The organism is Variovorax paradoxus NBRC 15149 (assembly GCF_001591365.1).
Lineage (GTDB): Bacteria > Pseudomonadota > Gammaproteobacteria > Burkholderiales > Burkholderiaceae_C > Variovorax > Variovorax paradoxus.
The window spans coordinates 462788-485900 of record NZ_BCUT01000001.1 but is presented as its reverse complement, the minus strand read 5'-3'; the positions used below and the strand labels follow the sequence as shown (position 1 = coordinate 485900).

The 23113-nt window shown below is 67.9% G+C and carries 22 protein-coding genes; 17 read left to right on the top strand and 5 right to left on the bottom strand.

The annotated features are described in order from the left end of the window. Positions 1–15: 15 nt before the first annotated feature. The gene (locus tag VPA02S_RS02240; RefSeq protein WP_018902841.1) at positions 16–1386 is read left to right on the top strand and encodes an HlyD family type I secretion periplasmic adaptor subunit; all 1371 of its coding nucleotides are present in this window, start codon (positions 16–18) and stop codon (positions 1384–1386) included. Beyond that, positions 1383–1526, top strand: a complete 144-nt coding sequence (locus VPA02S_RS31640) for a hypothetical protein (RefSeq protein ID WP_018902840.1) — start codon at positions 1383–1385, stop codon at positions 1524–1526. The genes VPA02S_RS02240 and VPA02S_RS31640 overlap by 4 nt, the downstream gene beginning before the upstream one ends. On the opposite strand, the gene VPA02S_RS02235 is transcribed toward VPA02S_RS31640, so the two are convergent. Beyond that, complete coding sequence (locus VPA02S_RS02235) at positions 1498–1992, bottom strand: Lrp/AsnC family transcriptional regulator (protein ID WP_196230422.1); 495 nt, start codon at positions 1990–1992, stop codon at positions 1498–1500. The two genes, VPA02S_RS31640 and VPA02S_RS02235, sit on opposite strands and share 29 nt — an antisense overlap. Positions 1993–2057: 65 nt before the next feature. On the opposite strand from VPA02S_RS02235, the gene ilvB reads away from it, so the two are divergent. Beyond that, on the top strand, positions 2058–3848 hold the full coding sequence (ilvB, locus tag VPA02S_RS02230; RefSeq protein ID WP_062361886.1) for a biosynthetic-type acetolactate synthase large subunit: 1791 nt from the start codon (positions 2058–2060) through the stop codon (positions 3846–3848). Here the strand turns inward: ilvB and VPA02S_RS02225 are convergent. Next, a complete protein-coding gene (locus VPA02S_RS02225) occupies positions 3845–5404 on the bottom strand; it encodes a cation:proton antiporter (RefSeq protein ID WP_062361884.1) in 1560 nt (519 codons plus the stop codon). The genes ilvB and VPA02S_RS02225 overlap by 4 nt on opposite strands. Before the next feature lie 347 nt (positions 5405–5751). Between VPA02S_RS02225 and VPA02S_RS02220 the strand changes: the two genes are divergently transcribed. Continuing rightward, entirely contained in the window at positions 5752–6237 is a 486-nt protein-coding gene (locus tag VPA02S_RS02220; RefSeq protein ID WP_230537695.1) for a DUF305 domain-containing protein, read from the top strand. A gap of 25 nt (positions 6238–6262) precedes the next feature. Here VPA02S_RS02220 and senC read toward each other — a convergent pair whose 3' ends face one another. Then, the gene (senC, locus tag VPA02S_RS02215; protein WP_062361881.1) at positions 6263–7336 is read right to left on the bottom strand and encodes a selenophosphate synthetase SenC; all 1074 of its coding nucleotides are present in this window, start codon (positions 7334–7336) and stop codon (positions 6263–6265) included. After that, the gene (gene senB, locus VPA02S_RS02210) at positions 7333–8328 is read right to left on the bottom strand and encodes a selenosugar synthase SenB (RefSeq protein WP_080642484.1); all 996 of its coding nucleotides are present in this window, start codon (positions 8326–8328) and stop codon (positions 7333–7335) included. The genes senC and senB overlap by 4 nt, the downstream gene beginning before the upstream one ends. Here senB and senA point away from each other — a divergent pair. The 5 genes from senA to phnE are packed head-to-tail and all read left to right on the top strand — an operon-like array spanning position 8316 to position 13015. Further along, on the top strand, positions 8316–9566 hold the full coding sequence (gene senA, locus VPA02S_RS02205) for a selenoneine synthase SenA (protein ID WP_062361878.1): 1251 nt from the start codon (positions 8316–8318) through the stop codon (positions 9564–9566). The genes senB and senA overlap by 13 nt on opposite strands. A gap of 52 nt (positions 9567–9618) precedes the next feature. Continuing rightward, a complete protein-coding gene (locus VPA02S_RS02200; RefSeq protein ID WP_062361876.1) occupies positions 9619–10476 on the top strand; it encodes a putative selenate ABC transporter substrate-binding protein in 858 nt (285 codons plus the stop codon). Between the two features lie 25 nt (positions 10477–10501). Next, entirely contained in the window at positions 10502–11320 is an 819-nt protein-coding gene (locus VPA02S_RS02195) for a phosphonate ABC transporter ATP-binding protein (RefSeq protein ID WP_062361874.1), read from the top strand. A 2-nt stretch (positions 11321–11322) separates the two neighbouring features. Next, a complete protein-coding gene (locus VPA02S_RS02190; protein WP_012747187.1) occupies positions 11323–12162 on the top strand; it encodes a PhnE/PtxC family ABC transporter permease in 840 nt (279 codons plus the stop codon). Between the two features lie 13 nt (positions 12163–12175). Next, positions 12176–13015 (top strand): phosphonate ABC transporter, permease protein PhnE, encoded by an 840-nt coding sequence (gene phnE, locus VPA02S_RS02185; protein WP_062361872.1) that lies wholly within the window; start codon positions 12176–12178, stop codon positions 13013–13015. 988 nt (positions 13016–14003) lie between these two features. Here the strand turns inward: phnE and VPA02S_RS02180 are convergent. After that, complete coding sequence (locus tag VPA02S_RS02180; RefSeq protein ID WP_062361869.1) at positions 14004–14324, bottom strand: 2Fe-2S iron-sulfur cluster-binding protein; 321 nt, start codon at positions 14322–14324, stop codon at positions 14004–14006. A 175-nt stretch (positions 14325–14499) separates the two neighbouring features. Here VPA02S_RS02180 and VPA02S_RS02175 point away from each other — a divergent pair, with 175 nt between their 5' ends. The 8 genes from VPA02S_RS02175 to VPA02S_RS02140 are packed head-to-tail and all read left to right on the top strand — an operon-like array spanning position 14500 to position 23099. Next, the gene (locus VPA02S_RS02175; protein WP_081247479.1) at positions 14500–15789 is read left to right on the top strand and encodes an aromatic ring-hydroxylating oxygenase subunit alpha; all 1290 of its coding nucleotides are present in this window, start codon (positions 14500–14502) and stop codon (positions 15787–15789) included. Between the two features lie 2 nt (positions 15790–15791). After that, complete coding sequence (locus VPA02S_RS02170) at positions 15792–16277, top strand: aromatic-ring-hydroxylating dioxygenase subunit beta (RefSeq protein ID WP_062361866.1); 486 nt, start codon at positions 15792–15794, stop codon at positions 16275–16277. A 43-nt stretch (positions 16278–16320) separates the two neighbouring features. Further along, on the top strand, positions 16321–17154 hold the full coding sequence (locus tag VPA02S_RS02165) for an enoyl-CoA hydratase/isomerase family protein (RefSeq protein ID WP_439951152.1): 834 nt from the start codon (positions 16321–16323) through the stop codon (positions 17152–17154). Beyond that, positions 17151–17879 (top strand): SDR family NAD(P)-dependent oxidoreductase, encoded by a 729-nt coding sequence (locus VPA02S_RS02160; protein ID WP_062361863.1) that lies wholly within the window; start codon positions 17151–17153, stop codon positions 17877–17879. Before VPA02S_RS02165 ends, VPA02S_RS02160 begins: the two co-directional genes overlap by 4 nt. Then, positions 17876–18814: an alpha/beta hydrolase gene (locus VPA02S_RS02155; protein WP_155736542.1), complete on the top strand. Its 939-nt coding sequence runs from the start codon at positions 17876–17878 to the stop codon at positions 18812–18814. The genes VPA02S_RS02160 and VPA02S_RS02155 overlap by 4 nt, the downstream gene beginning before the upstream one ends. A gap of 2 nt (positions 18815–18816) precedes the next feature. After that, positions 18817–20292 carry a hydroxymethylglutaryl-CoA synthase family protein gene (locus VPA02S_RS02150; RefSeq protein ID WP_062361861.1) on the top strand — a complete coding sequence of 492 codons (1476 nt, stop codon included), beginning with the start codon at positions 18817–18819 and terminating at the stop codon, positions 20290–20292. A gap of 3 nt (positions 20293–20295) precedes the next feature. Further along, a complete protein-coding gene (locus VPA02S_RS02145) occupies positions 20296–21498 on the top strand; it encodes an acetyl-CoA acetyltransferase (RefSeq protein ID WP_062361859.1) in 1203 nt (400 codons plus the stop codon). A gap of 41 nt (positions 21499–21539) precedes the next feature. Continuing rightward, on the top strand, positions 21540–23099 hold the full coding sequence (locus VPA02S_RS02140; protein WP_062361857.1) for an acyl-CoA synthetase: 1560 nt from the start codon (positions 21540–21542) through the stop codon (positions 23097–23099). Positions 23100–23113 lie beyond the last annotated feature (14 nt).

The window sequence follows — 23113 nt, the reverse complement described above, 5'->3', positions numbered from 1 at the left end:
CTCCGGGAGCTTCAAATGGCCAGACCGAATCTGCGGGACGTCGCTTCCAACCCCCTGCCGGCCGAGGACAACGGTCTGTCGCAGGACGATGCCAACGGCCTCGGAAACGAGTTCGGCCGTGCAGGGCGCATCGGTGCGTGGGCGCTGGCTGCCGGATTCGGCGGCTTTCTGCTGTGGGCTGCCTTTGCTCCGCTGGACGAGGGCGTGCCGAGCCAGGGGCAGGTGGCCATCGACACCAAGCGCAAGGCTGTCCAGCACCAGATCGGCGGCATTCTCAAGGAGGTGCGGGTGGGCGAGGGCGACCAGGTCCAGGAAGGCCAGTTGCTGTTCAAGCTCGACGACGCCGCGGCCAGGGCGAGCTTCGAAACCGTGCGGCAGCGCTATCTGGGCTTTCGTGCCATACAGAGCCGGCTGCTGGCCGAACAGGCGGGCCAGGACACCATCGACTTTCATCCGGACCTGCAGGCGGCGGCCTCGGACCCGCTGATCCGCCAGCAGATGTTCAACCAGGAGCACCTGCTCAGGTCGCGCCGCGCCGCCTTGCGCGCCGACCTGCAATCGATCGAAGAGAACATCCAGGGCCAGCAGGAGCTGTCCCAAGCCTATTCAAGCATGTTGGGCAGCCGCCGGACCCAGCTGTCGCTCCTCGACGAAGAACTGGGCCAGATGCGCAAGATGGTCGGCGAAGGCTTTGCCCCGCGCAATCGCCAGCTGGAGATGGAGCGGCAAGTGGCGGAATCGAACACCTCCATCGCAGAACTCATCGGCAACATGGGCCGGGCGCGGCGATCGGTCGCGGAGCTTCGCCAGCGCGCCATCGTTCGGCAGCAGGAGTACCACAAGGAGGTGGAAACCCAGCAGGCCGAAGTCAGCCGCGAGGTGCTTGGAGATTTCGAGAAGTTCGTTGCCTTGCGCGATGAACTGGGCCGCACCGAAATCCGCTCGCCCGCTTCGGGCCAGGTGGTGGCGCTGGTGGCGCAGACCGTTGGCGGCGTGGTCGCGCCAGGGCAGAAACTGATGGACGTGGTTCCTGCCAACGAGCCCTTGCTGCTCGAGACCAGGGTGCCGCCCCACCTGATCGACCGCGTCCGCGCCGGCATACCGGTGGATGTGCGCTTCTCGAATTTTGCCCATTCTCCGCAGCTCGTGGTGCAGGGCAGGCTGGTCTCGGTCTCCGGCGACCTGCTGGTCGATTCGCAGACCAACGCGAGCTACTACCTTGCGCGGGTGGCCGTGACGCAAGAGGGCCTGAAGAAGCTCGGAAAGCGCTCGCTGCAGCCGGGCATGCCGGTCGAGGTGGTCTTCAAGACGGGAGAGCGCTCGCTGCTCGTCTACCTCTTGCATCCGCTCACCAAGCGCATCGCCGCCTCGATGACGGAAGAATGAAGGTGAAGCAAGACCTGCTGCCGCGGATACGGCTGCAGGCGCTTGCGGGCGGTCCCAAGGCCGATGCGATCGACGAGATCGACGGCTGGCTCGTGTGCCGGCCCAGCCCCCTCAGATCACCGGCACGCTGGTTTCCTTGAGCACGCGCAGCACGAAATGCGACTTGCTGTGGCGGATGCCCGGGATCTTGTAGAGCTTTTCGCGCAGCAGCCGTTCGTAGTCGCGCGTGTCGCGCACCGCAATGCGGATGTAGTAGTCGTAGTCGCCCGACACAAGATAGGCCTCCTGGATCTCCGGAATGGTCGCGAGCACGCGGCCGAAGTCGTAGAGCGTTTCGTCGGTGTGGCTTTCGAGCGTGACCTGCACGATCACGGAATCGTGGTAGCCGAGCTTGGCCGGATCCACGTCGATGGTGTAGCGCTTGATGACGCCATGGGCTTCGAGCTTCTTGATGCGCGTCCAGCAGCTGGTGGGCGACAGGCCGACCTCGTTGCCGATCTCCTGCAGGGTCTTGCGCGAATCGAGCAGCAGCACCCGCAGGATCGCCATGTCGATCTTGTCGAAAGATCCTTCTTCAATGGAGGCTGTTTTCCGAAGAGTTTTCATGAATTGGACCGAAAGAGCCAAAAGAAAGAAGCAAATTCTGCATCAGAAGCGGAAAAATAGACGGCATGCGACTGCTCGACCTTCCCCTCACGCCTTCCCCGTCCCTCCACCCCGAAGTCCCCGGCGCCGCCTTCCGCGTGCGCAACGGCGCCGAGGCCCTGCTCGACACGCTGGTCGAGTGCGGCGTCGACACCATCTTCGGCTACCCGGGCGGCGCCGCGCTGCCGCTGTACGACGCGCTGCATGGCGAGCCGCGGCTGCGCCACGTGCTGGTGCGCCATGAGCAGGCCGCGGTGCATGCGGCCGAGGGCTATGCGCGCAGCACGGGGCGCGTGGGCGTGGTGCTGGTCACCTCGGGGCCGGGCGTGGGCAACACCATCACGGGGCTGCTCGATGCCATGAGCGATTCAGTGCCGGTGCTCTGCATCAGCGGGCAGGTCGCGACCGCGGTGATCGGCACGCAGGCCTTCCAGGAGAGCGATGCGCTGGGCATGTCGCGCCCCGTCACCAAGTGGAACCAGCAGGTGCGCACGGCGGACGATGTGCCTTCGCTGGTGCGCCGCGCGCTGGAGATCGCCGCCTCGGGCCGGCCGGGGCCGGTGCTGCTCGACGTGCCGAAGGATGTCCAGCTCGCGCGCCTCGCGCATGGCACTGCGCCAAAGCCGCTGCGCGCGCTCCGCACGGGCAGGGCGGCGCTGCCGCCGAAGGCCATGCTGCAGCGCGCGGCCGACCTGCTCTCGACCGCGCGCCGGCCCGTGCTCTACGGCGGCGGCGGGCTGATCAACTCGGGGCTGGCCGCCTGCGAGGCCTTCGCGCAGCTGGTGCAGCGCCTGCATGCGCCGTGCACGCTCACGCTGATGGGGCTCGGCGCCTTCCCCGCGTCCGACCCCAAATTCATCGGCATGCTGGGCATGCACGGCATGCTCGAAGCCAACCTTGCGATGCACGAGGCCGACCTGGTGGTGTGCGTCGGTGCGCGCTTCGACGACCGCGTGACCGGCAAGCTCGACGAGTTCTGTCCGCATGGGCGCAAGATCCACATCGACATTGATCCGGGCAGCATCAACAAGGTGGTGAAGGTCGATGTGCCCATGGTGGGCGACTGCGCCGCGATCCTCGACGCCGTGCTTGCGCTGCTGCCGGCCGAAGGCCTTGCGCCCGAACGGCTCGCGCCTTGGTGGGAGCGCATCGAGCGCTGGCGTGCCGAGGCGTGCCTGCGCTTCGCGCAGCGTGGCGACGCCATCCTGCCGCAGCAGCTGATGTCGTCGCTGCAGCGCGCCATCGCGGGCCGCGACGCGATCGTCTCCACCGACGTGGGCCAGCACCAGATGTGGGCCGCGCAATACCTGCGCTTCGACCGCCCGCGCCGCTGGCTCACCTCGGGCGGCGCCGGCACCATGGGCTACGGGCTGCCCGCGGCCATCGGCGCGCAGATCGGCCACCCCGATGCGCTGACGGTCTGCGTGAGCGGCGACGCCTCGGTGCTCATGAACATCCAGGAGCTGTCGACGGCGGTGCAGCACCGCGCGCCTGTGAAGCTGGTGCTGTGCAACAACGGCTACATGGGCATGGTGCGGCAGTGGCAGGAGCTCAACCACGGCAACCGGCTGAGCCACAGCTGGAACGAGGCGCTGCCCGATTTCGTGGCGCTGGCCAAGGCCTTCGGCTGGGGCGCACGCCGCGTGTCGGACCCGGCCGAACTCGAAGCCGCGCTGGCCGAATGCCTGGCCAGCGAAGGCCCGTTCTTCCTCGACGTGCAGGTCGCCGCGCAGGAAAACTGCTTTCCGATGATGCCGGCCGGGCAGGGGCACCACCGCGTGATGCTGGCGAAGGACCGCTGGTACGAAGAAGCCTAGACGCTCTGCAGGCGCACGTCGGCGGCCGGGATCGCATTGAGCTCGGCCCAGTCCATCTCCTCCTCGAGCCGGTGGTAGGTGTCGTCCTCGATCCGGCCACTCGCGCGCAGGCCGTCGAGCGCCTGCCGCTGCGCGCGGATGGCCGTGGCGCGCAGGCGGTCGTGCGCCGTCTTCGCCTGCGGCTCGGCCGTGTCCGACGCCAGCACGCGCGCTGCGCGGTACTCGTCGCGCACGGCCTCGGCCTCGGTGCCGTTCTCGGCTTCGAGCGCAGACAGCGCCGCATCCATCATGGCGGTGCGCGCGAGCGAGATCTCTTCTTCGAGCGATGCATCGGGCGCGATCCTCAAGGCCCTGATCAGCGGCCCGATCGTGAAGCCCTGGATCACCAGCGTGCCGAGCACGACCGCGAACGCGCTCAGCACGATCAGGTCGCGTCCCGGAAAGTCGGGCGGCAGCGCGAAGGCCGTGGCCATGGTGACCAGCCCACGCATGCCCGACCATCCCACCAGCAGCCCGATGCGCTTCGACGGAATCGCGATGCGCCGGGGCTTGAAGCCCAGCCGGTGCTTGGCCGCGCGCATCACCGCACCGTAGAACAGCACCCAGCCCACACGCACGGCGATGACCAGCGCCAGCACGATGCCCGCGAATTGCAGCGCGTGCGCAAGCGCGGGCTCCGAAAGCCGGTCGACGATGCCGCGTGCCTGCAGGCCCATCAGGAAGAACGCGAGCACGTTGAGCGTGAACACCACCGCGCCCCACACCGCGTAGGAATGCACGCGGTCGCGCGGTGCGTTGCGGCCCGGCGCGTATTGGCCCAGCGTCATGCCGAACGCGACCACCGAGATGATCGGCGACAGGTGCAGCCGCTCGGCCACGATCCATGCGCCGAAGGTCATGACAAACTGGAAGATGATGGCCGAGCGCGTGCCGGCAAAGAGCGGTGCGCCCACGTGCAGGTTGAGCTTGGCAAACGCGATGCCGACCAGCGCGCCGCCCGGCACTGCAACCAGCAGCATCGGCAGCGAGCTGGTGATCGGCAGGTGCGCCGAGCCTGCGGCCGACACCGCCACGCCGAACACCAGCAGTGCGACGGCGTCATTGAGCAGGCTTTCGCCGTTGATGACCGACAGCGTGCGCCGCGGAATGCGGAACTGCTGCATCACCGCCGCGGCGGCCACCGCATCGGGCGGTGCGACGATGGCGCCGAGCGTGATGGCCGCGGCCAGCGGCAGGCCGGCGAATGCCCAGCCGGCCCATGCCACCGCAGCGGTGGTCAGCAGCACGGCCACCAGCACCAGCGAAACCAGCGGCAGCCAGTTGCGGCGCAGCTCGCGCGGCGCGGTGTCGAAGGCCGAGTCGAGCAGTGCAGGCGCGATGAAAAGCGCGAGCGCCAGGTGCGGATCGAGGCTGATGTGCGGCACCCAGGGCATCGCGCCCAGCGCCACGCCGGCCAGCGCCAGCATCGACGGGTAGGGCAGCGCAAGGCGCCGCGAAAGCTGCAGCAGCAGGCAGGCCGCGACCAGCATGAGCAGCACGTTTTCGAAGATGTCCACCGGGGCCCCTCAGTTCTTCATGTCGTTCCCAGAATACTAGGAGAGGCTCGGCCGTTTTTTGCGGGATGCCGTCGGTGCGCGCCGCTCAGGCGAAGATTTCTTCGGGAAGGGACTGTGCTTCGGGCGATGCGAGCGAGGCCAGCGGCCGCGGCGTGGCCTCCAGCAATGCCCGCGTTTAGCCATGGCGCGGCGCATCGAACACCGCGCCGCCGCTTGCAGCTTCCCACGAGGCGATGCGCTTTTTTCCTACGCGAGCACAGCTTTACAAAAAAGGAGCATCGGGTTTCGTTTGTTGCGCAGGGTACGGCAACGGGCCCATGCTCGTCTTTGCAGAGAGAGAGAACACGATGGAACCTCACGAACATGCCCCGCAGCACCAAGGCGGGCACCCCTACGGGATGTTTGCAGTGAACATGCTGCTCAGCCTCGCCGTCATGTACCTGGTCATGTTTTCGATGATCGACGGCTGGGGCGACTTCCGGAACAACCTCAACATGTTCTACATGGCGCTCACCATGGTCGCGCCGATGGGAATCATCATGCTCGCCACCATGCGAGGCATGTACCGCAGCAAGGCGCTCAATGCGGCGCTCCATGCGGGGCTCGCGATCCTGTTTGTCGCCGCCCTGGCCGGGACTCGGCAGCAGGGCCTGATCGGCGACAGGCAGTTCATCGCCTCGATGGTGCCGCACCACTCGGGCGCCATCCTCATGTGCCGCGAGGCCGAGCTCAAGGACCCGGAACTGGTCAGGCTGTGCGGGCAGATCTCGAGCTCGCAGCGCAAGGAGATCGATGAGATGAACGCAATCCAGAAGCGACTGGGTGCGAGGTAGCCCGAGCCGCGGTCCCGGCAGCCCGTCAGCGGATCACCAGCCGCGGCGCGCTCCCTTGCGCGCTGGCAGTGCCAATCACCGCGGCGTCGTCGAAGCCATGCCGGCGGAAGATGGCCAGCACCTCGTCGAGCGCCTCGGGCGCGCACGAAACCAGCAGTCCGCCGCTGGTCTGCGGGTCGGTGAGCAGGGCGCGCTCTTCCTCGGCAAAGTTCTGCGGCAGCGCCACATCGGAGCCGTAGCCGGCCCAGTTGCGGCCGGATGCGCCGGTGACGTGTCCCGACTGCACCAGGCCGCGCACGCCTTCCAGCACGGGCACCTGCTGCCAGTCGATCTCCAGCGACAGCTTTGCGCCGCGTGCCAGTTCCAGCGCATGGCCGGCCAAGCCGAAGCCCGTCACGTCGGTCAGCGCATGCACGCCGTCGAGCGCCGCGAGCTCGGGGCCGGACGTGTTCAGCCGCGTCGTGGTGGCGATCATGCGTTGGTAGCCGGCCGCGTCGAGTGCCTCCTTCTTGAGCGCCGCCGACAGGATGCCCACGCCCAGCGGCTTGCCCAGCACCAGCAGGTCGCCGGCCTTGGCGCCGGCATTGCGCTTGACGCGCTTCGGGTGGACCAGGCCGAGCGCGACCAGCCCGTAGATGGCCTCGACCGAATCGATGGTGTGGCCGCCCGCGATCGGAATGCCCGCCGCCCGGCACACCGATTCGCCGCCTTCGAGGATGCGCCCGATGGTCGCCGTGCTGAGCACGTTGATCGGCATGCCGACCAGCGCGAGCGCCAGGATCGGCTTGCCGCCCATCGCATACACGTCGGAGATCGCGTTGGTGGCCGCGATGCGGCCGAAGTCGAACGGATCGTCGACGATCGGCATGAAGAAGTCGGTGGTGGCGATCAGCGCCTGCTCGTCGTTGAGCTGGTAGACGGCCGCGTCGTCGGCCGTCTCGATGCCGACCAGCAGCTCGGGCGGCATCGGCATGCGCGCCGTGCCCTTGAGGATTTCCGACAGCACGCCGGGCGCGATCTTGCAGCCGCAGCCGCCGCCGTGCGACAGCGAGGTGAGGCGGGGCTCGGCGGCGGGGGCTTGCGGGAGGGCAGCGTTCATGGTGGTGGTGGCTGGAGTTCGTTCAGGAGTTGGAACAGTGCGGCCTGCTCGGCCCTGGGGTCGAACAGCGGCGCGCGCAACGCGCATTGTGTGCGCAAGCTGTCGAGCAGACCGGCCGCGCGGTCTTTGGAGCCCTGGCCCGCGCGGCAGGCCTCGAGCAGCGCCGCCAGTGCGGCGGCATCCCCGTGCGGAAAGTAGCCCGCGTAGTCGTTGCCGAGCATGCCGACATTGCCCGGCACGCGCGACGCCAGCACCGGCGTGCCGCTGCGCACCGCTTCCATGATCACGTGGGCCCCGCCTTCCAGCGCGCTGGTGTGCACCAGCACGTGGGCGCGCTGGATGCGCTGGCGGGTCTGCGCATGGGGCAGGGCGCCGAGCCAGCGGTAGCCCGGGCAGTCGCTTGCCAATGCGCGCGCAAGCTCGCCCAGCCCGGCATCGCCCGCGTCGCCGATGTGGTCGATGCGGATGTCCTCGCGCCCGCACAGCAGGCGCGCCGCGTCGAACAGCGTCTGCGGCGACTTGACCTGCCGCAGGTGGCCGACCATCACCGCGCGCAGTTGGCGTGCGGACTTGGGCAGCTCGGCGCGCGCGGATGTCGACTGGTACACCACGCGCGCCTTGGCCCGGCACTCCGGCGGCAGGGCCTCGGCGCCCAGCGCCTGCAGCACGACCAGGCGCTGCGCCAGCTGCAGCGAGCGCTGCGCCTGCGGGTCGCTGCCGATGTCCTGGTACAGGTCGGTGCCGGTCAGCACCACGCCCAGGCCGCGGCCGGGGTGGGCGTGGGCCCAGTGCGCGATCGATTCCGCGGAGCGCCGCGCGTGCAGCGCCAGCATCACGGTGTCGGCCGATGCGTCTGCATCGGGCCATTGCTGCACCACGCGCGCGCTGCAGACGGGCGACAGCAGGGCCTTCCAGCGCTGGGCGGTGCGCCAGTTGCCATTGTTGGCGCCGGGCAAGGCCGGGCTTACGATGACAAGCGATGGATTCGACATTGCCTGTTTATAGCGTGGCCGGTGCGCCCGAGGCACTCGCGCTGCGCGCGGGGCCGCCGGCATCGGTGCGCGCGGCGCTGCTGGCTGCACGGCGGCGCACGCTCGACCTCGCGGACGATTTCCGGGCCGCGCTGGGGGATGCCTATCCCGGCATCGGCTACGCGCCCGAACTCAATCCGCCGCTCTGGGAGCTGGGCCACGTGGCCTGGTTCCAGGAATGGTGGATCGGCCGCAACCGGCAGCGCGCACGCGGCGTGGCCTGCGAGCCGGACCACGCGCGCGAGCCTTCGCTGCTGCCGCAGGCCGATGCCTGGTACGACTCCGGCCGCGTGGCGCACCGCACCCGCTGGGCGCTCCCGCTGCCCGATGCCGAGGCCACGCGCGACTACCTCGAACGCACGCTCGCGCAAACGCTGGCCCTGCTGGACGAGCTCCCGCCCGATGCGCACGACGATGCGCTCTACTTCTTCCGCCTGGTCGCCCTGCACGAGGCCATGCATGCGGAAGCGGCGGCCTACATGGCCGAGGGCCTGGGCATCGCGCTGCGCGAGGGCGGGGTTGCGCCGCAGCTTGCAGAGGATGCCGAACTGGAACTGCCGGCGCAGCGCTTGCGCATGGGTTCCGATGCAGGCACCGGCTTTGCGTTCGACAACGAGCTCCTGTCCCACGACGTGAGCATCGAGCCGCTGCGCATCGATGCGCAGGCCGTGAGCTGGGCGCGCTTCCTGCCGTTCGTGGAAGCCGGCGGCTACGAGCACCCGGCGTGGTGGTCCGACGCGGGCCGCGACTGGCTCGCGCGCCAGCTGCTGCGCCACCCTGCCCATCTGCGTGCGGCGGGCACCGGCTGGCAGCAGCGGCGCGGCGGCCGCTGGCTGCCGCTCGACCCGCAGGGCGCAGCGGTCCACCTGAACGCGCACGAAGCCGAGGCCTGGTGCCGCTGGGCCGGGCGGCGGCTGCCGACCGAAGCCGAATGGGAGTGCGCGGCGCTCACGCTGCCGGGCTTCGCCTGGGGCCGGGTCTGGGAATGGACCTCGAGCCCGTTCGAGCCTTACCCAGGCTTCGCGCCCCATCCCTACCGCGACTACTCGGCGCCGTGGTTCGGCACCCGGCGGGTGCTGCGCGGCGCCTGCCACGCCACGTCGGCGGCGCTCGCGCATGCGCGCTACCGCAACTTCTTCGAGCCGCACCGCCGCGACATCTTCGCCGGCTTCCGCAGCTGCCGGGCCCCCGGCGGGTGATTGGGGTCTTGCGGTCTAATCCCCGCCTTGTTCTTCGCTTTTCGGGAGTCTCATGAAATTTGCTGTCTTGCCGCGCTTCGTGCTGGCGCTGGCCCTGCTGGCCGGTGCCATGGCCGCGCAGGCCCAACAAACCTTCCGCATCACCGCGATCCCCGACGAATCGCCCACCGAGCTCGCGCGCAAGTCGGCGCCGCTGGCCGCCTACCTGGAGCGCAAGCTGGGCGTGAAGGTCGAATTCACGCCGGTCACCGACTACGCCGCCGCCGTCGAGGCCCTGGCCAACAAGCAGGTCGACCTGGCCTGGCTCGGCGGCTTCACCTTCGTGCAGGCCAGCCATCGTTCGGGCGGCAAGGTGGTGCCGCTGGTGCAGCGCGAGGAAGACGAGAAATTCCGCTCGGTGTTCATCACGACGAATCCGGACATCCGCTCGCTCGCCGACCTCAAGGGCCGCAACCTGAGCTTCGGCTCGCAGTCCAGCACCTCGGGCCACCTGATGCCGCGCAGCTTCCTGCTGGCGGCCGGCATCGACCCCGACCGCGACCTCAAGCGCGTGGCCTATTCCGGCGCGCACGATGCCACGGTGGCCGCAGTGGCATCGGGCAAGGTGGACGCCGGGGCGCTCAACATCTCGGTGTGGGACAAGCTCGTGGCCGACAAGAAGGTCGATCCGGCGAAGGTGCGGGTGTTCTACACCACGCCCGCCTACTACGACTACAACTGGACCGTGCATGCCGACATGCCGGCCGCCCGGCGCGAGCAGCTGGTGCGCGCGTTCATCGAGCTGAGCCCGGCCACGCCTGAGGGCAAGGACATCCTCGCGCTGCAGCGTGCCACGCGCTTCGTGCCGACGCGCGCCGAGAACTACAAGGGCATCGAGGCCGCGGCGCGCAACGCCGGGCTGCTGAACTGACCGGCGCAATGCAGGAGCGAAGCCGGTGAACATCGAGCTGCGGTCGGCCTCCGGCCGGCACCCGGCGGCCCTCGCTGCGGCGCCGGCGGCGCTGCGGGCGCTGGACCTGCACGTGGCGGCGGGCGAGCAGGCCGCGGTGATCGGGCCCTCGGGCGCCGGCAAGACGACGCTGCTGCACCTGATGGCCTGTGCGCTCGCGCCCGCGGCCGGCAGCATCGAGCTCGACGGCCGCGATCCGTGGCGGCTGCCCCGGCGCGAACTGCAGCGCCTGCGCGGCCGGCTGTTCCTGGCGCCCCAGGTGCCGCCGCTGCCGCCGCGCCAGCGCGTGGTGACCGCGGTGCTGGCCGGCCGGCTGCCGCGCATCGGGCTGTGGCAGGCGCTGCGCAGCCTGTTCTATCCGACCGGCATCGCGCAGGCCGACGCCGCGCTCGCGCGCTTCGACATGGCGGACAAGCTCTTCGCGCGCGTGGACCGGCTGTCCGGCGGCGAGCGGCAGCGCGTGGGGCTGGCGCGCGGCCTGCTGTCCGAAGCGCAGCTGGTGCTGGTCGACGAGCCCTTGTCGGCGCTCGACCCGGCCCGCGCCGGGCAGGCGCTGGACACCCTCACGCAATGGGCGCGCGACAGCGGGGCCACACTGGTGGCCACCCTGCACGACGTGCCGCTCGCGCTGCAGCACTTTCCGCGCATCATCGGCCTGCGCGACGGATTGCTGGCTTTCGACTTGCCGACCGCGCAGGTGACGCCGGCCCTCTTGCGCGAGCTGTATGCGCAGGAGCCGGCGCAGGCCGGTGTCCTCGACGAGGGTCCGGCCGAAGCGGCTCCTGTCGTGATGCACTGCCGCTGAGCATGGCCGCCGTCCCGTCACGCACAACACCGGCCGAGCGCGACCCCGCCTGGGCGCACCGCGTGTTCTGGCTGCTGGCCGCGGCCGTGGTGCTGTGGCCCATGCTCGTGCTGACCGAATTCAAGCCCTGGCTGCTGCTGGCGCCCGGCGGCATGGAGCCGGCACTGCAATTTCTGGCCGGCTTCGTGCCGCCGCGCATGGACGCGGAGTTCCTGGCGCTGGTGGCGCGGGAAACCTGGCGCACGGTGGCCATTGCCACGGCCGGGCTCACGCTGGCCATGGTGCTGGCGGTTCCGCTCACGCTGCTGTCGGTGCGCTCGCTCTCCATCTCCGGCTTGGCCGGCCGCATGGCGGCGCTGCCGGCGGTGCTGCGCTTTTCGGTGCGCGGCCTGCTCATCGTGCTGCGCAGCGTGCCGGAACTCATCTGGGCGCTGGTGTTCGTGCGCGTGGTCGGGCTGGGCGTCACGGCCGGCGTGCTGGCCATCGCGCTGACCTATGCCGGCATGCTGGGCAAGGTCTACGGCGAGATACTGGAGAGCGGCGATGCCCATCCGACCGAGACGCTGCTGCGCAACGGCGCCGGCCGCATCCAGGCCTTTTTCTACGGCCTGCTGCCGCAGAACGCGGCCGAGCTCACCAGCTACACCGTCTATCGTTGGGAGTGCGCCATCCGCTCGTCCGCGGTGCTCGGCTTCGTGGGCGCGGGCGGGCTCGGCCAGCAGATGGATGCGTCGATGAAGATGTTCAACGGCGCCGAGGTCAGCACCATGCTGCTGGTGTTCGTGCTGCTGGTCGCGGCCACCGACCGGCTGAGCGCCTGGCTGCGGCGCGCCCTGGCCTGAGAGCCTCCTCGCCATGCCCAAGACCGAACCGCAATCATCCGCCGCCAACGAGGTCTACCGGCTGCCGCCGCCGCTGTTCGATGCGCGCTGCCGCGCCTGCTGGATGGTCGCTGCGATGGTGGCGCTGGTGGTCGCGAGCTTCTGGTCGCTCGACCTGCAGTGGGCGCGCTTCTTCTCGATCGATTCGCTGGCCCGCATGGGCCGCTTCGCCGGCGAGCTCGCCAAGCCGGCCCTTGGTGCGGCCTTCCTGCAGAAGCTGCTGCCGGCCGCGCTCGAGACGCTGGCGATGTCGGTGGTCGGCACCTTGCTGGCCGTGGTGGCCGGCCTGCTGCTCGCGCTGCCCGCGAGCAAGCTGCACGCCGGCGACCCGGCGCGCTGGCGCGGCCCCACGCGGCTGCTGCTCAATGCCCTGCGCAGCGTGCCGGAACTCATGTGGGCCGCGCTGCTGCTGATAGCGGCCGGCCTCGGGCCTTTCGCGGGCACGCTGGCGCTGGCGGTGCACACCTCCGGCGTGCTGGGCCGCCTGTTCGCCGAAAGCATCGAGAACGCGGCCCAGGGCCCCGCCTTTGCGCTGCGCGTGCGCGGCGTGCCGGAAGGGCGGGTGTTCCTCTATGCGACGCTGCCGCAGGTGCTGCCGCAACTGATGAGCTATGCGCTCTACCGGTGGGAGAACAACATCCGCGCCGCGGCCGTGCTGGGCGTGGTCGGCGCCGGCGGACTGGGCCAGATGCTGGCCTTCCACCTGGGCCTGTTCCAGATGCGCGAGACCAGCGCGGTGCTGCTCGCGATGATCGTGCTGGTCGCGCTGGTGGATGCTGCGAGCTACATCGCGCGGCGCCTGATGGGGCGGTGAACCTCGCCCGGGCGGCCGCTGCATGAGAAACTACAGCTGAAGGCCATCTGTATGAACGAAAGCGCCAAGCTGTTGAATTTGAAAGAAAAAGTCGTTTCCGTCGCGCCCATGATGGATAAATCGGAAACCTGAAATAAATCAACTACTTAGGGGCGTCTGTGTGCAGGGCGTGTGCACCAGTATTGCCAAGTTGGAAGCGTATCGGAAGACCTAGGTCAGCGATCACCTGTCCGCTACTCCCGTGAGTTCCAAGGAATACACCCTGCTTGCCAACTACCGCTAGGCCAAAGGCGCCTCGCACATCTGGGCTTCTGGATTGACCGCGACGACAAGCTGCTGCGCGCACGTCGCTGGCTTGAAAGGACTCTGGTCGATCTAGCGAGTCTTTGGGCTTCAATTCGCGACCTACGAAGCCGCGGCCGAGCGGCTCGGTCTGATGCTGAGCAAAGAACAAGATTGGATCAGGGGCGCCGCTACCCGCAGCGGCCCGTCGACCGCCCGCACCTCTACGGGCATTCCTACGGACGGCAGATAAACCAGTGCGGAGCAGTTGGCGCTTCAAGTCAACGCGCTTTGCCATGCCACGAACGACTTGAGGGGACCGCCGCCGGCCGTGAATACCTGCAAGAGGCAACTTGGATTCCTGCCGCAACTCTACGGCCTCTATCGAGTGGTGGACAGATGGTCAGCAAGTGGCGAGCACGATTTGTCGAATATCGACTCGTTGGCCTGCCGGACGCAACGCGCCCCGGCGCGCCAAGAACCATCGACGATGCTCGTGTCGATGCGGTGATCGACAAGACATCGGGTCCTGCGATTGTTCCGCCTTCCAGGGCAGGCACCAAGCTGCGCCCCGGAAGGCCTTCGGTCAGCAAGTCGGGGGAGCCGCCGGCCAGGTTGGCAGGAAATCGTGGATGAATGGTCGGCACGATCGATCGAGCCCGACATGCCCCTTCGCTCGTATTCAGAGCGACAGGATGGCGCCAGCTCAGACTTGCACTTCTGGCAACTCGACAACGATCCCATCGAGCGCGGCCTGCATCTTGATCTGGCAGCACAGCCGACTGTTCTCGCGCGGCTCAGGCACGCCCTCGAGCATGAAGGTCTCCGTCTCCGAGAGCGTGGGCAGTTTGTCTGCCCAGCGCGTATCGATGTATGCGTGGCAGGTGGCGCAACTGCAAGACCCACCGCAGTCCCCCAGGATGCCTGGCACTCCGTTGTCCACGGCAATCTGCATCAGCGTCCGTTCGGGAGGCGCGGGAACAAGGTGTGTGGTGCCATCGTGCTCGATGAATGTCACTTGGAGCATGGTTTTTTCTGCATCTCATAGAGGTTGATCGGGTCCGCAAGGGCAAGTCTGTGACGGTCGACATGGTCGCTTCGTCTTGTTGACATAGACCGTCCCGTCGGACTATTATCGATGCAACGACAACGCATCGCAATGCTTTTGCGACTTGCAGAAACACTCTTCTGAAGGTGACAACATGAGTACCTGTGCCCCGGTGATCCCCATCGCCCGCGCCAATTCCGAGCCCCGTGCGTGGGGCGATCTGGTCCGAGACAACGAGGTGCACGGCTCGCTCTACACCGACCCGGCAATCTTCGAGGAAGAGCTGCGCAAGATCTGGTTTCGCACCTGGGTCTACGTCGGCCATGAGAGCGAACTGCCCCAGCCCAACGACTACGTGATGAAGTCGATCGGACCCGAGCCGATCCTCATGACGCGTGACCGCGAAGGCCGGATCCATCTTCTGCACAACCGCTGTCCGCACCGCGGCAACCGGGTGTGCATGACCGAGAAAGGGTCGGCGCGTTCGTTCACGTGCCCGTACCACGGCTGGACGTTCACCAACGACGGCGCGCTGCGCGGCTATCCGTTTCCCTCGGGCTACGAGGGCGTCGATCGCTCGGAGCTCGGGCTCGGCAAGGTGGCGCGCGTCGCTTCCTACAAGGGCTTCGTCTTCGGCTCGATGGCGCAAGAGGGGCCTTCGTTGGAGGAGCACCTCGGCGCGGCCATGGCGGCCATCGATGCGCTGTGCCTGACCTCGCCCGAGGGCGAGGTGGAGGTCACGGCCGGCTTCCTGAAGCACAAGGTCAAGTCCAACTGGAAATTCCTGGTCGAGAACGAGACCGACGGCTATCACCCGTCGTTCGTGCACGCGTCGATCTTCGAAGTCGCGAAGAGCGGGATCGGCTCGCTCTACAGCAGCGACTCGACGGCGGTCTCGCGCTACTTCGGCCAAGGCCATTCGGAGAACGATCTGCGGCCCGAGTTCCGCAAGCGCGACATCCCGATGAGCTGGTTCAATACCACGGCCGACCGGCTGCCCGAGTACACCCGGCGTATGGAAGCCGCCTACGGCGTGGAGCAGGCCCGCAAGATCATGATCGACGGCACGCCGCACGTCATGATCTACCCGAATCTCTTCATCGCGGAGATCCAGATCTTCGTGATCCAGCCGCTGGCGTTCAATGAATCGGTGCAGCACGTCACGGCGCTGCAGTTCAAGGGCGCGCCCGATCTGAACCGTCGCCTGCGTCAGCAGACCATGGGATCGGTCGGCCCGGCCGGCTTCCTGTTGGCGGACGACGCCGAGATGTACGAGCGAACCCAGCTCGGTGTCCAGGCGAAGCGCCCTGAGTGGTTGTATCTGGGGCGTGGCAAGCACCGCGAGCGTACGGACGAAAACGGCTATCTGATCGGCGACGCCACGGACGAGACGCCAACGCGCGGCATCTGGCGCCACTACCGATCGCTAATGGAGGCGGCGTGAACATGAATGTCGAAGACCTGCTGCTTCACCACGAGGTGTCGCAGTTCATCTACCGCGAAGGGCGGCTTCAGGACAACCACGAGTACGACGCCTGGGAGGCCTTGTGGACCGACGACGGGGTCTACTGGATTCCCGCCAACGGCGAGGCCGGCGATCCGGAGCAGGAGATGTCCATCATCTATGACAACCGCTCGCGCATTGCGCTGCGGGTGCGCCAGTTCCATACCGGCAAGCGATACAGCCAGTCGCCGCGCTCGCCGCTGCGTCGAGTGATTTCCAACGTGGAGGTGCTCGAAAACGACGGAACCGATCTGGTGGTCACCGCCAACGCGATCGTGTTCGAAGCGCATGCGCGCGGCGACACGCTCTGGGGTTCGCGCAACGAATACAAGCTGCGCCGCGAAGGCGGCGTGCTGCGCATGGCCGGCAAGAAGGTGGTGCTGACCAACAACGAACGAGCCCTCTATTCGATGGCCTTCCTGATCTAGATCCCCGATCCCCACGCCGCGAGGCAGGAGAAAAAGAATGACTGTGGACAAGCGAAGCGACGACACCGCGATCGAGGTGCTGGTGGGCAAAGGACCGGTGCGGCTGGAACTGCATGCCGATGGCGTGGCCCACGTGCGGCTGAACCGGCCCGAGGCCTCGAACGGTTTGGACATGGAGGTGCTCAAGGCGCTGCACGAGGTGCTGATGCAGGTGCACGGCGATGGTCGTGTCCGCGTTGTGCTGATCACGGGCGAGGGGAAGAACTTCTGCGCCGGGGGTGACGTCCACACCTTCCTATCAAAGGGCGAGGCGTTGCCCGACTACATCCGCATGGCGACTTCCTACTTGCAACTGGTGGTGTCACTGCTGATGCGGCTCAACGCGCCGGTCATCTGCGCCGTGCAGGGCTTTGCAGCCGGCGGCGGTGGCATGGGGCTGGTGTGTTCGTCCGACGTGGTCGTGGCAGGCGAATCGAGCCGCTTCATGGCGGGCGCCATCCGCGTGGCGATGGTGCCCGACGCCGGGGTGACCGTGACGCTCACGCACCTGGTGGGCTTTCGCAAGGCAATGGACATTGTGCTGTTCAATCCGGTCATCGAGGCCGCGGAGGCGTTGCGCATAGGGCTGATCTCGCGCGTGGTACCCGATGCGTCACTGGCAGACGACGCGCTGTCGCTCGCGCGCCAACTTGCGAGCGGCCCACCGGCCGCGCTTGCGGCAACCAAGCGCTTGCTGTGGAATGGGCTTGGACTCAGCGCCGAGGCCGCGATGCCCGAGGAGAACCGCACGCAGGCGCAACTGGCGGGCATGAAGGACGCGCTCGAAGGCCTTGCCGCGGTGATAGAGAAGCGCGCGCCGCACTTCACCGGGCAATGAGCACGATGCACAGCGTGTTCCTCACCGGCGGCGCCAAGGGCATCGGCGCTGCTATTGCGCGGCGGCTGGCGGCCGACGGCGCGCGTGTGATCATTGCCGACCTGGACATCGCGAGCGCGCAGGCTCTGGCTGCTGAGATCGGGGCCATCGCAGTCCAACTTGACGTGGCGGACCTTGAGCGTGTGCAGCGCACGGTGCTCGACACCGGGCCGCATCAGGTCCTGGTGAACAACGCGGGCATCGACCAGCATGCCTACTTCACCAAGACCGAAATCGCCGACTGGCGCCGGCTGCTGGCCGTCAATCTCGAATCGGTGTTCGCCACCACGCACGCGGCCTTGCCCGCAATGCAGGCGGCGGGCTTCGGCCGCATCATCAATATCGCCTCCGAGGCCGGCCGCATGGGTTCGCGCGGCGCGGCGGTGTATGCCGCGGCCAAAGGCGGCGTGATCGCCTTCACGCGTTCCATCGCGCGCGAGAACGGCCGCAAGGGCATCACGGCCAACGTGATCGCGCCCGGGCCGATCGACACGCCGCTGCTGCGCGAAGCCGTGGCCGCTGGCGGCGACAAGCTGCTGGACGCCATGAAGGGCGCCACGCTGGCGGGTCGGCTTGGCACGCCCGAGGAAGTGGCTGCCGCGGTCGCCTTCCTGGCTTCCGACGCTGCGGCGTTCATCACCGGCGAGACCTTGGGTGTTTCAGGCGGCATGGGGTGCGGCCAATGAGCGAGCGCAGGATCACCGCTTCCGACGAACAGCTCGATGGCGTTATCCGCCGCGTGCTGTCGGTCTACCGAAGCTGGGGCCGGAACACCACGGTGGCACAGATGCGCGCCGATTGGGACGCGCTCTTCGGCGGCCAGCCCTTGGAGGCTGCGGTGCAGGCTGTGACCATCGGCGGCCTGAAGGCCGAGTGGATCGCCGCGGCAAAGGCGAATCCGCAGCGCGTGGTGCTCTACTTTCATGGCGGCGGCTTCCAGGTCGGGTCAGTGCATTCGCACCGCGAGCTGATGGCGGGGATTTCCGAAGCCACAGGCTGCCGCGTGCTGGGCCTGGACTATCGACTTGCCCCCGAGCATCGTCATCCGGCCGCGCTCGACGATGCCTGCGCCGCTTACGACTGGCTGATCGCACAGGGCACGCAGCCCGTCGACATCGTCTTCGCGGGCGACTCGGCGGGTGGCAGCCTCGTGCTGGCCGCCCTGATCAAGTTGCGCGACGCGGGCCGCGCACTGCCCACGGGCGCGGTGCTGATGTCCGCCTGGACTGACATGACGGCCGCGGGCGAGAGCTATGTCTCGCGCGCCGAGAGCGACCCGATTCACCAACGTCCAATGATCCTCGCCATGGCGCGCAACGCCCTCGGCGCCGACGGCGATCCCCGGCATCCGTGGGTGTCGCCTCTGTTCGCTGAACTGCACGGCCTGCCGCCGCTGCTGATCCAGGTCGGCGACCGCGAGACGGTGCTCAGCGATTCGGTCGACTTCGCCGCGAAGGCGAAGGCGGCCGGTGTCGATGTGCACCTGGAGGTGTGGGACCGAATGATCCACGTCTTCCAGCAATTCCCTGACGACCTGCCCGAAGCGCGCGACGCCCGGCGCGCCATTGGTGCCTTCGTTCGAAGCCTTTTTTCAACCCCTTCCATCACGAGAAAGTCCTGACCATGTTCGGAATCGTCGGATACGGCGGCTACGTGCCCCGCTTGCGGCTTGTTCGCCGCGCGGCGGCCGAGGCCAATGCCTGGTACGCCCCCCAGTTCGTCAACGCTGCCAAGGGCACGCGCGCTTTTGCCAACTGGGACGAAGACAGCATCACGATGGCGGTGGCCGCAGCGCGCGACTGCCTCGGCGCGGCGGACGATCGCTCGCGCATCGCCAGCGTGCTGTTGGCATCGGGCACGTTGCCCTTCGCCGAGCGACTGAATGCCGGCGTGGTGTGCGAAGCGCTCACCTTGCGCGACGACGTGCAGGCCGCTGATGTCACCGGCTCGCAGCGCGCCGGCCTCTCAGCGCTCGCGCAGGCCGTGGCGCAGGTGCGCGGCGGCGGCGGCGATGTGCTGGTGCTGGCATCCGACAACCGCAAGACACGTGCGGCCAGTTCGCAGGAACTGGACTTCGGTGACGGCGCCGCCGCGCTCCAGGTGGGTCGCGACAAGGTGCTGGCCGAGTACCTGGGCGCCGGAACGGTCACGGTCGATTTTGTCGATCACTTCCGCGCCACAGGCGAGGACATCGACTACGCCTGGGAAGAGCGTTGGGTGCGCGACGAGGGCATCACCAAGCTCGTGCCACGGGCCGTGAAGGCTGCACTGGCCGAGGCGAAGGTCGAAGCCACGCAGATCGACCACTTCATCTTTCCGACCACCTTCCAGAAGATGGACCGGCAACTGGCCAAGACCTGCGGCGTGCGCGAAGAGGCGGTGGTCGACTCGCTGGCCTCGCGCGTGGGCGACACCGGCCTGTCGCACGGCATGCTGCTGCTGGCCCATGTGCTCGAGCGCGCCGTGCCCGGCCAGCACATCCTGTTGGCCCAGTTCGGCAGCGGGGCGCAGGCGATGATGTTCCGCGTCACCGACGAGGTCCGTAACTTCCGTCCGGCCAAGGGAGTGAGCGAATGGATCCGCCGCGGCCTCGAAGAAACGGCGTACACGCGCTTCCTGTCTTTCAAGGAACAGTTGGACCTCGAGCGCGGCATGCGCGGCGAGCAGGACCGCAAGACCGCACTGTCCACCGCCTACCGCCATCGCAGCGCGATCCTGGGCCTGGTCGCCGGCCGCTGTGAGGTGACCGGCAGCGTGCACTTCCCGCCGTCGCGCATCTCGTACGACCAAGGCAAGCCGCTGCAGGACACGCAGAAGCCCTACAAGCTGGCCGAGCGCCGCGGCACCGTGCTGAGCTGGTCGGCCGAGTTCCTGTCGTTCCACCGTTCGCCGCCGCATCGCTACGGGCAGGTCGACTTCGACGGCGGCGGTCGCGTGCTCATGGAGTTCACCGATACCGGCGAGGGCGAGATCGACGCCGGCAGTTCGGTCGAGATGACGTTCCGCATCAAGGACATCGACGACCGCCGCGGCTACACCCGCTATTTCTGGAAAGCCACCCCGGTGCGCGCTGCCGCAACGGAAAAAGGATCGGAGTAAATCATGGCCGCAGGTATCAAAGACAAGGTCGCCATCCTCGGGATGGGCTGCAGCAAGTTCGGCGAGCGCTGGGACGCAAGCCCGGAGGACCTCATGGTCGAGGCCTACAACGAGGCCATGGCGGACGCCGGCATTGCGCCCGGGCAGCTCGACGCCGCATGGTTCTCGACCCACATGGACGACGTCGGCACCGGCCGCGGCGGCACACCGATGGGCATCGCGCTGCGCCTGCCCAACATCGGGGTGACGCGCGTGGAGAACTTCTGCGCCGGCGGCTCCGAGGCCATCCGCGCAGCGGTGTACGCCGTGGCCGCCGGTGCGTGCGACATCGCGATAGCGCTGGGGGTGGAAAAGCTCAAGGACACCGGCTACGGCGGCCTGCCGGTGGCCACGGTCGGCACCTACATTCCGCAGTGGTATCCCAATGCGGTGGCGCCGGCCAACTTCGCGCAGCTGGCTTCGGCCTACAGCAGCAAGCATGGCGTCGATGCGGCGCTGCTCAAGCGGGCGATTGCGCACGTCTCGGTCAAGAGCCATGCTAACGGCGCGAAGAACCCGAAGGCGCACTTCCAGAAGGCCGTGAGCGAAGAGACGGTGCTGAAGGCCCCGATCATCGCCGAGCCGCTGGGCCTGTTCGACTGCGCGGGCGTGTCCGACGGCGCGGCCGCCGTGATCGTCACGCGGCCCGACATCGCACGCAGCCTGGGCAAGCGCGACCTCGTGACCTTCAAGGCGCTGCAGATCGTGACCTCCAACGGCTGGGAGCTGCAGTCCAACGAATGGGACGGAAGCTACGTCCACACCGCGCGCATCGCGGCCCAGCGCGCCTATGCCGAGGCCGGCATCACCAGGCCGCGCGAGCAGATCAGCATGACCGAGGTGCACGACTGCTTCTCGATCACTGAGCTGGTGACGATGGAAGACCTGGGCCTGTCCGATGTGGGCGGCGGCGTGAAGGACGTGCTCGACGGCATGTTCGATGCCGACGGAAAGATCCCGTGCCAGATCGACGGCGGCCTCAAGTGCTTCGGCCACCCGATCGGCGCCAGCGGCATTCGCATGCTCTACGAGATGTACCTGCAGCTGCAGGGCAGGGCGGGCCCCCGCCAGCTGAGCAATCCCTCCGTCGGTCTGACGCACAACCTCGGCGGCCAGCCTTCGCAGAACGTCTGTTCGGTTTCCATCGTCGGCCTCGAAGGCGCCTGAGCGCGCCCCCCGTTCGCCCCACTTTCGTCCACGCGCAAATCATGACCGTCAGCCTAACCCAATCCATCCACCGCGCTTTGCAGCAGAACCCGCATCGAATCGCAACGGTCGCCGATGGGCGCCGCCAGACCTATGCCGAGTTTGTCGGCCGCGTCCAGCACCTGGCCGGCGGCCTGCGCAGCCTCGGTGTCAAGAAGGGCGACCGGGTCGGCATCGTGTCTCTCAACTCGGACCGCTACCTTGAAGTCTTCATGGCAGTGTTCTGGCTCGGCGCGGCGATCAATCCGGCCAACACGCGATGGAGCGCGAAGGAGCTCGCCTTCTCGTTCAACGATTGCGAGACCACGCAGCTCTTCGTGGACGACGCCCATCTGCCGCTGATGGACGAGGTGCGGGCCGAATCGCGCACGCTGCGCGAGATCATCTATCTCGGCAATGGAGCATGTCCCGCAGGCATGGTCGAGTACGAGCAGTTGATCGCGCAGTCCGACCCCGTGGACGACGTGGGCGCAGGCGGCTCGGACCTGGCCGCGGTGTTCTATACCGGCGGCACCACGGGTTTCCCCAAGGGCGTGATGACGTCCCATGACAGCCTCATGGGTGCGGCCCTCAATCGGCTGGCCATGGGCTACCCCGTGGGCCCGGTGTACCTGCACGCCGCGCCGGTCTTTCACCTCGCGGGCGCCATGGGCGTCTGGTGGCAGTTCATTGCCGGCGGTACGCACGTTCTGCTGCCGACCTTCAACGCGCTGCAGTTCATGGAGACGGTGCAGAACGAGCGAGTGACCGACACGCTGCTGGTGCCGACCATGATCCAGATGGTGCTGGACCACCCCGAGTTCAACACGTTCGATCTGGGCAGCCTGAAGTTCATGGTGTACGGCGCATCGCCCATCGCCGAAACGCTGCTCGACCGCCTGACCGCGGCTTTCCCGCAGTTGGCCCTGATGCAGGGCTACGGCATGACCGAACTCTCGGGTTGCGTGAGCTACCTGCCGCCGTACTACCACACGGCCGAGGGGCGCGCGCTGGGCAAGCTGCGTTCGGCCGGGCGTGCGGCGGCGCTGGCCGAGATCAGGATCGTCGGCGCCGACGGCAAGGAACTGCCACGCGGCACGGTGGGCGAGATCGCCGCACGCGGCATGTCCGCCATGACGGGCTACTGGAATCGCCCGGAAGACGACGCCACCACCCTGCGAAACGGTTGGGTGCACTCAGGCGACGGTGCCTACATGGACGAAGAAGGCTTCATCTTCATCGTGGACCGCATGAAGGACATGGTGGTCAGCGGCGGCGAGAACGTCTATTCGGCCGAGGTCGAGAACGCCGTCCTCAAGCACGCGGCCATTGCGGCGTGCGCGGTGATCGGCGTCCCGAGCGAGAAGTGGGGCGAGAGCGTGCATGCGGTGGTGGTGCTCAAGCCGGGCCAGAGCGTGTCGGAAGCGGAGCTGATCGCCCATTGCAAGACGCACATCGCGGGCTACAAGTGCCCGCGCAGCGTCGAAGTGCGCATGGAGCTTCCGTTGTCCGGCGCAGGAAAGATCCAGAAGAACAAGCTGCGCGAGTCGCACTGGGCTGGCCGCGGCCGCCAGGTCGCCTGAGCGGGCGCACCGAC

Coding starts and splice junctions, on each gene's coding strand:
- VPA02S_RS02235 (WP_196230422.1), bottom strand. CDS start 1,992: ATGAAAACTCTTCGGAAAACAGCCTCCATTGAAGAAGGATCTTTCGAC.
- VPA02S_RS31640 (WP_018902840.1), top strand. CDS start 1,383: ATGAAGGTGAAGCAAGACCTGCTGCCGCGGATACGGCTGCAGGCGCTT.
- VPA02S_RS02145 (WP_062361859.1), top strand. CDS start 20,296: ATGGCCGCAGGTATCAAAGACAAGGTCGCCATCCTCGGGATGGGCTGC.
- senC (WP_062361881.1), bottom strand. CDS start 7,336: ATGAACGCTGCCCTCCCGCAAGCCCCCGCCGCCGAGCCCCGCCTCACC.
- senA (WP_062361878.1), top strand. CDS start 8,316: ATGGATTCGACATTGCCTGTTTATAGCGTGGCCGGTGCGCCCGAGGCA.
- VPA02S_RS02160 (WP_062361863.1), top strand. CDS start 17,151: ATGAGCACGATGCACAGCGTGTTCCTCACCGGCGGCGCCAAGGGCATC.
- VPA02S_RS02200 (WP_062361876.1), top strand. CDS start 9,619: ATGAAATTTGCTGTCTTGCCGCGCTTCGTGCTGGCGCTGGCCCTGCTG.
- VPA02S_RS02220 (WP_230537695.1), top strand. CDS start 5,752: ATGGAACCTCACGAACATGCCCCGCAGCACCAAGGCGGGCACCCCTAC.
- VPA02S_RS02170 (WP_062361866.1), top strand. CDS start 15,792: ATGAATGTCGAAGACCTGCTGCTTCACCACGAGGTGTCGCAGTTCATC.
- VPA02S_RS02240 (WP_018902841.1), top strand. CDS start 16: ATGGCCAGACCGAATCTGCGGGACGTCGCTTCCAACCCCCTGCCGGCC.
- VPA02S_RS02190 (WP_012747187.1), top strand. CDS start 11,323: ATGGCCGCCGTCCCGTCACGCACAACACCGGCCGAGCGCGACCCCGCC.
- VPA02S_RS02175 (WP_081247479.1), top strand. CDS start 14,500: ATGAGTACCTGTGCCCCGGTGATCCCCATCGCCCGCGCCAATTCCGAG.
- ilvB (WP_062361886.1), top strand. CDS start 2,058: ATGCGACTGCTCGACCTTCCCCTCACGCCTTCCCCGTCCCTCCACCCC.
- phnE (WP_062361872.1), top strand. CDS start 12,176: ATGCCCAAGACCGAACCGCAATCATCCGCCGCCAACGAGGTCTACCGG.
- VPA02S_RS02140 (WP_062361857.1), top strand. CDS start 21,540: ATGACCGTCAGCCTAACCCAATCCATCCACCGCGCTTTGCAGCAGAAC.
- VPA02S_RS02150 (WP_062361861.1), top strand. CDS start 18,817: ATGTTCGGAATCGTCGGATACGGCGGCTACGTGCCCCGCTTGCGGCTT.
- VPA02S_RS02155 (WP_155736542.1), top strand. CDS start 17,876: ATGAGCGAGCGCAGGATCACCGCTTCCGACGAACAGCTCGATGGCGTT.
- VPA02S_RS02180 (WP_062361869.1), bottom strand. CDS start 14,324: ATGCTCCAAGTGACATTCATCGAGCACGATGGCACCACACACCTTGTT.
- senB (WP_080642484.1), bottom strand. CDS start 8,328: ATGTCGAATCCATCGCTTGTCATCGTAAGCCCGGCCTTGCCCGGCGCC.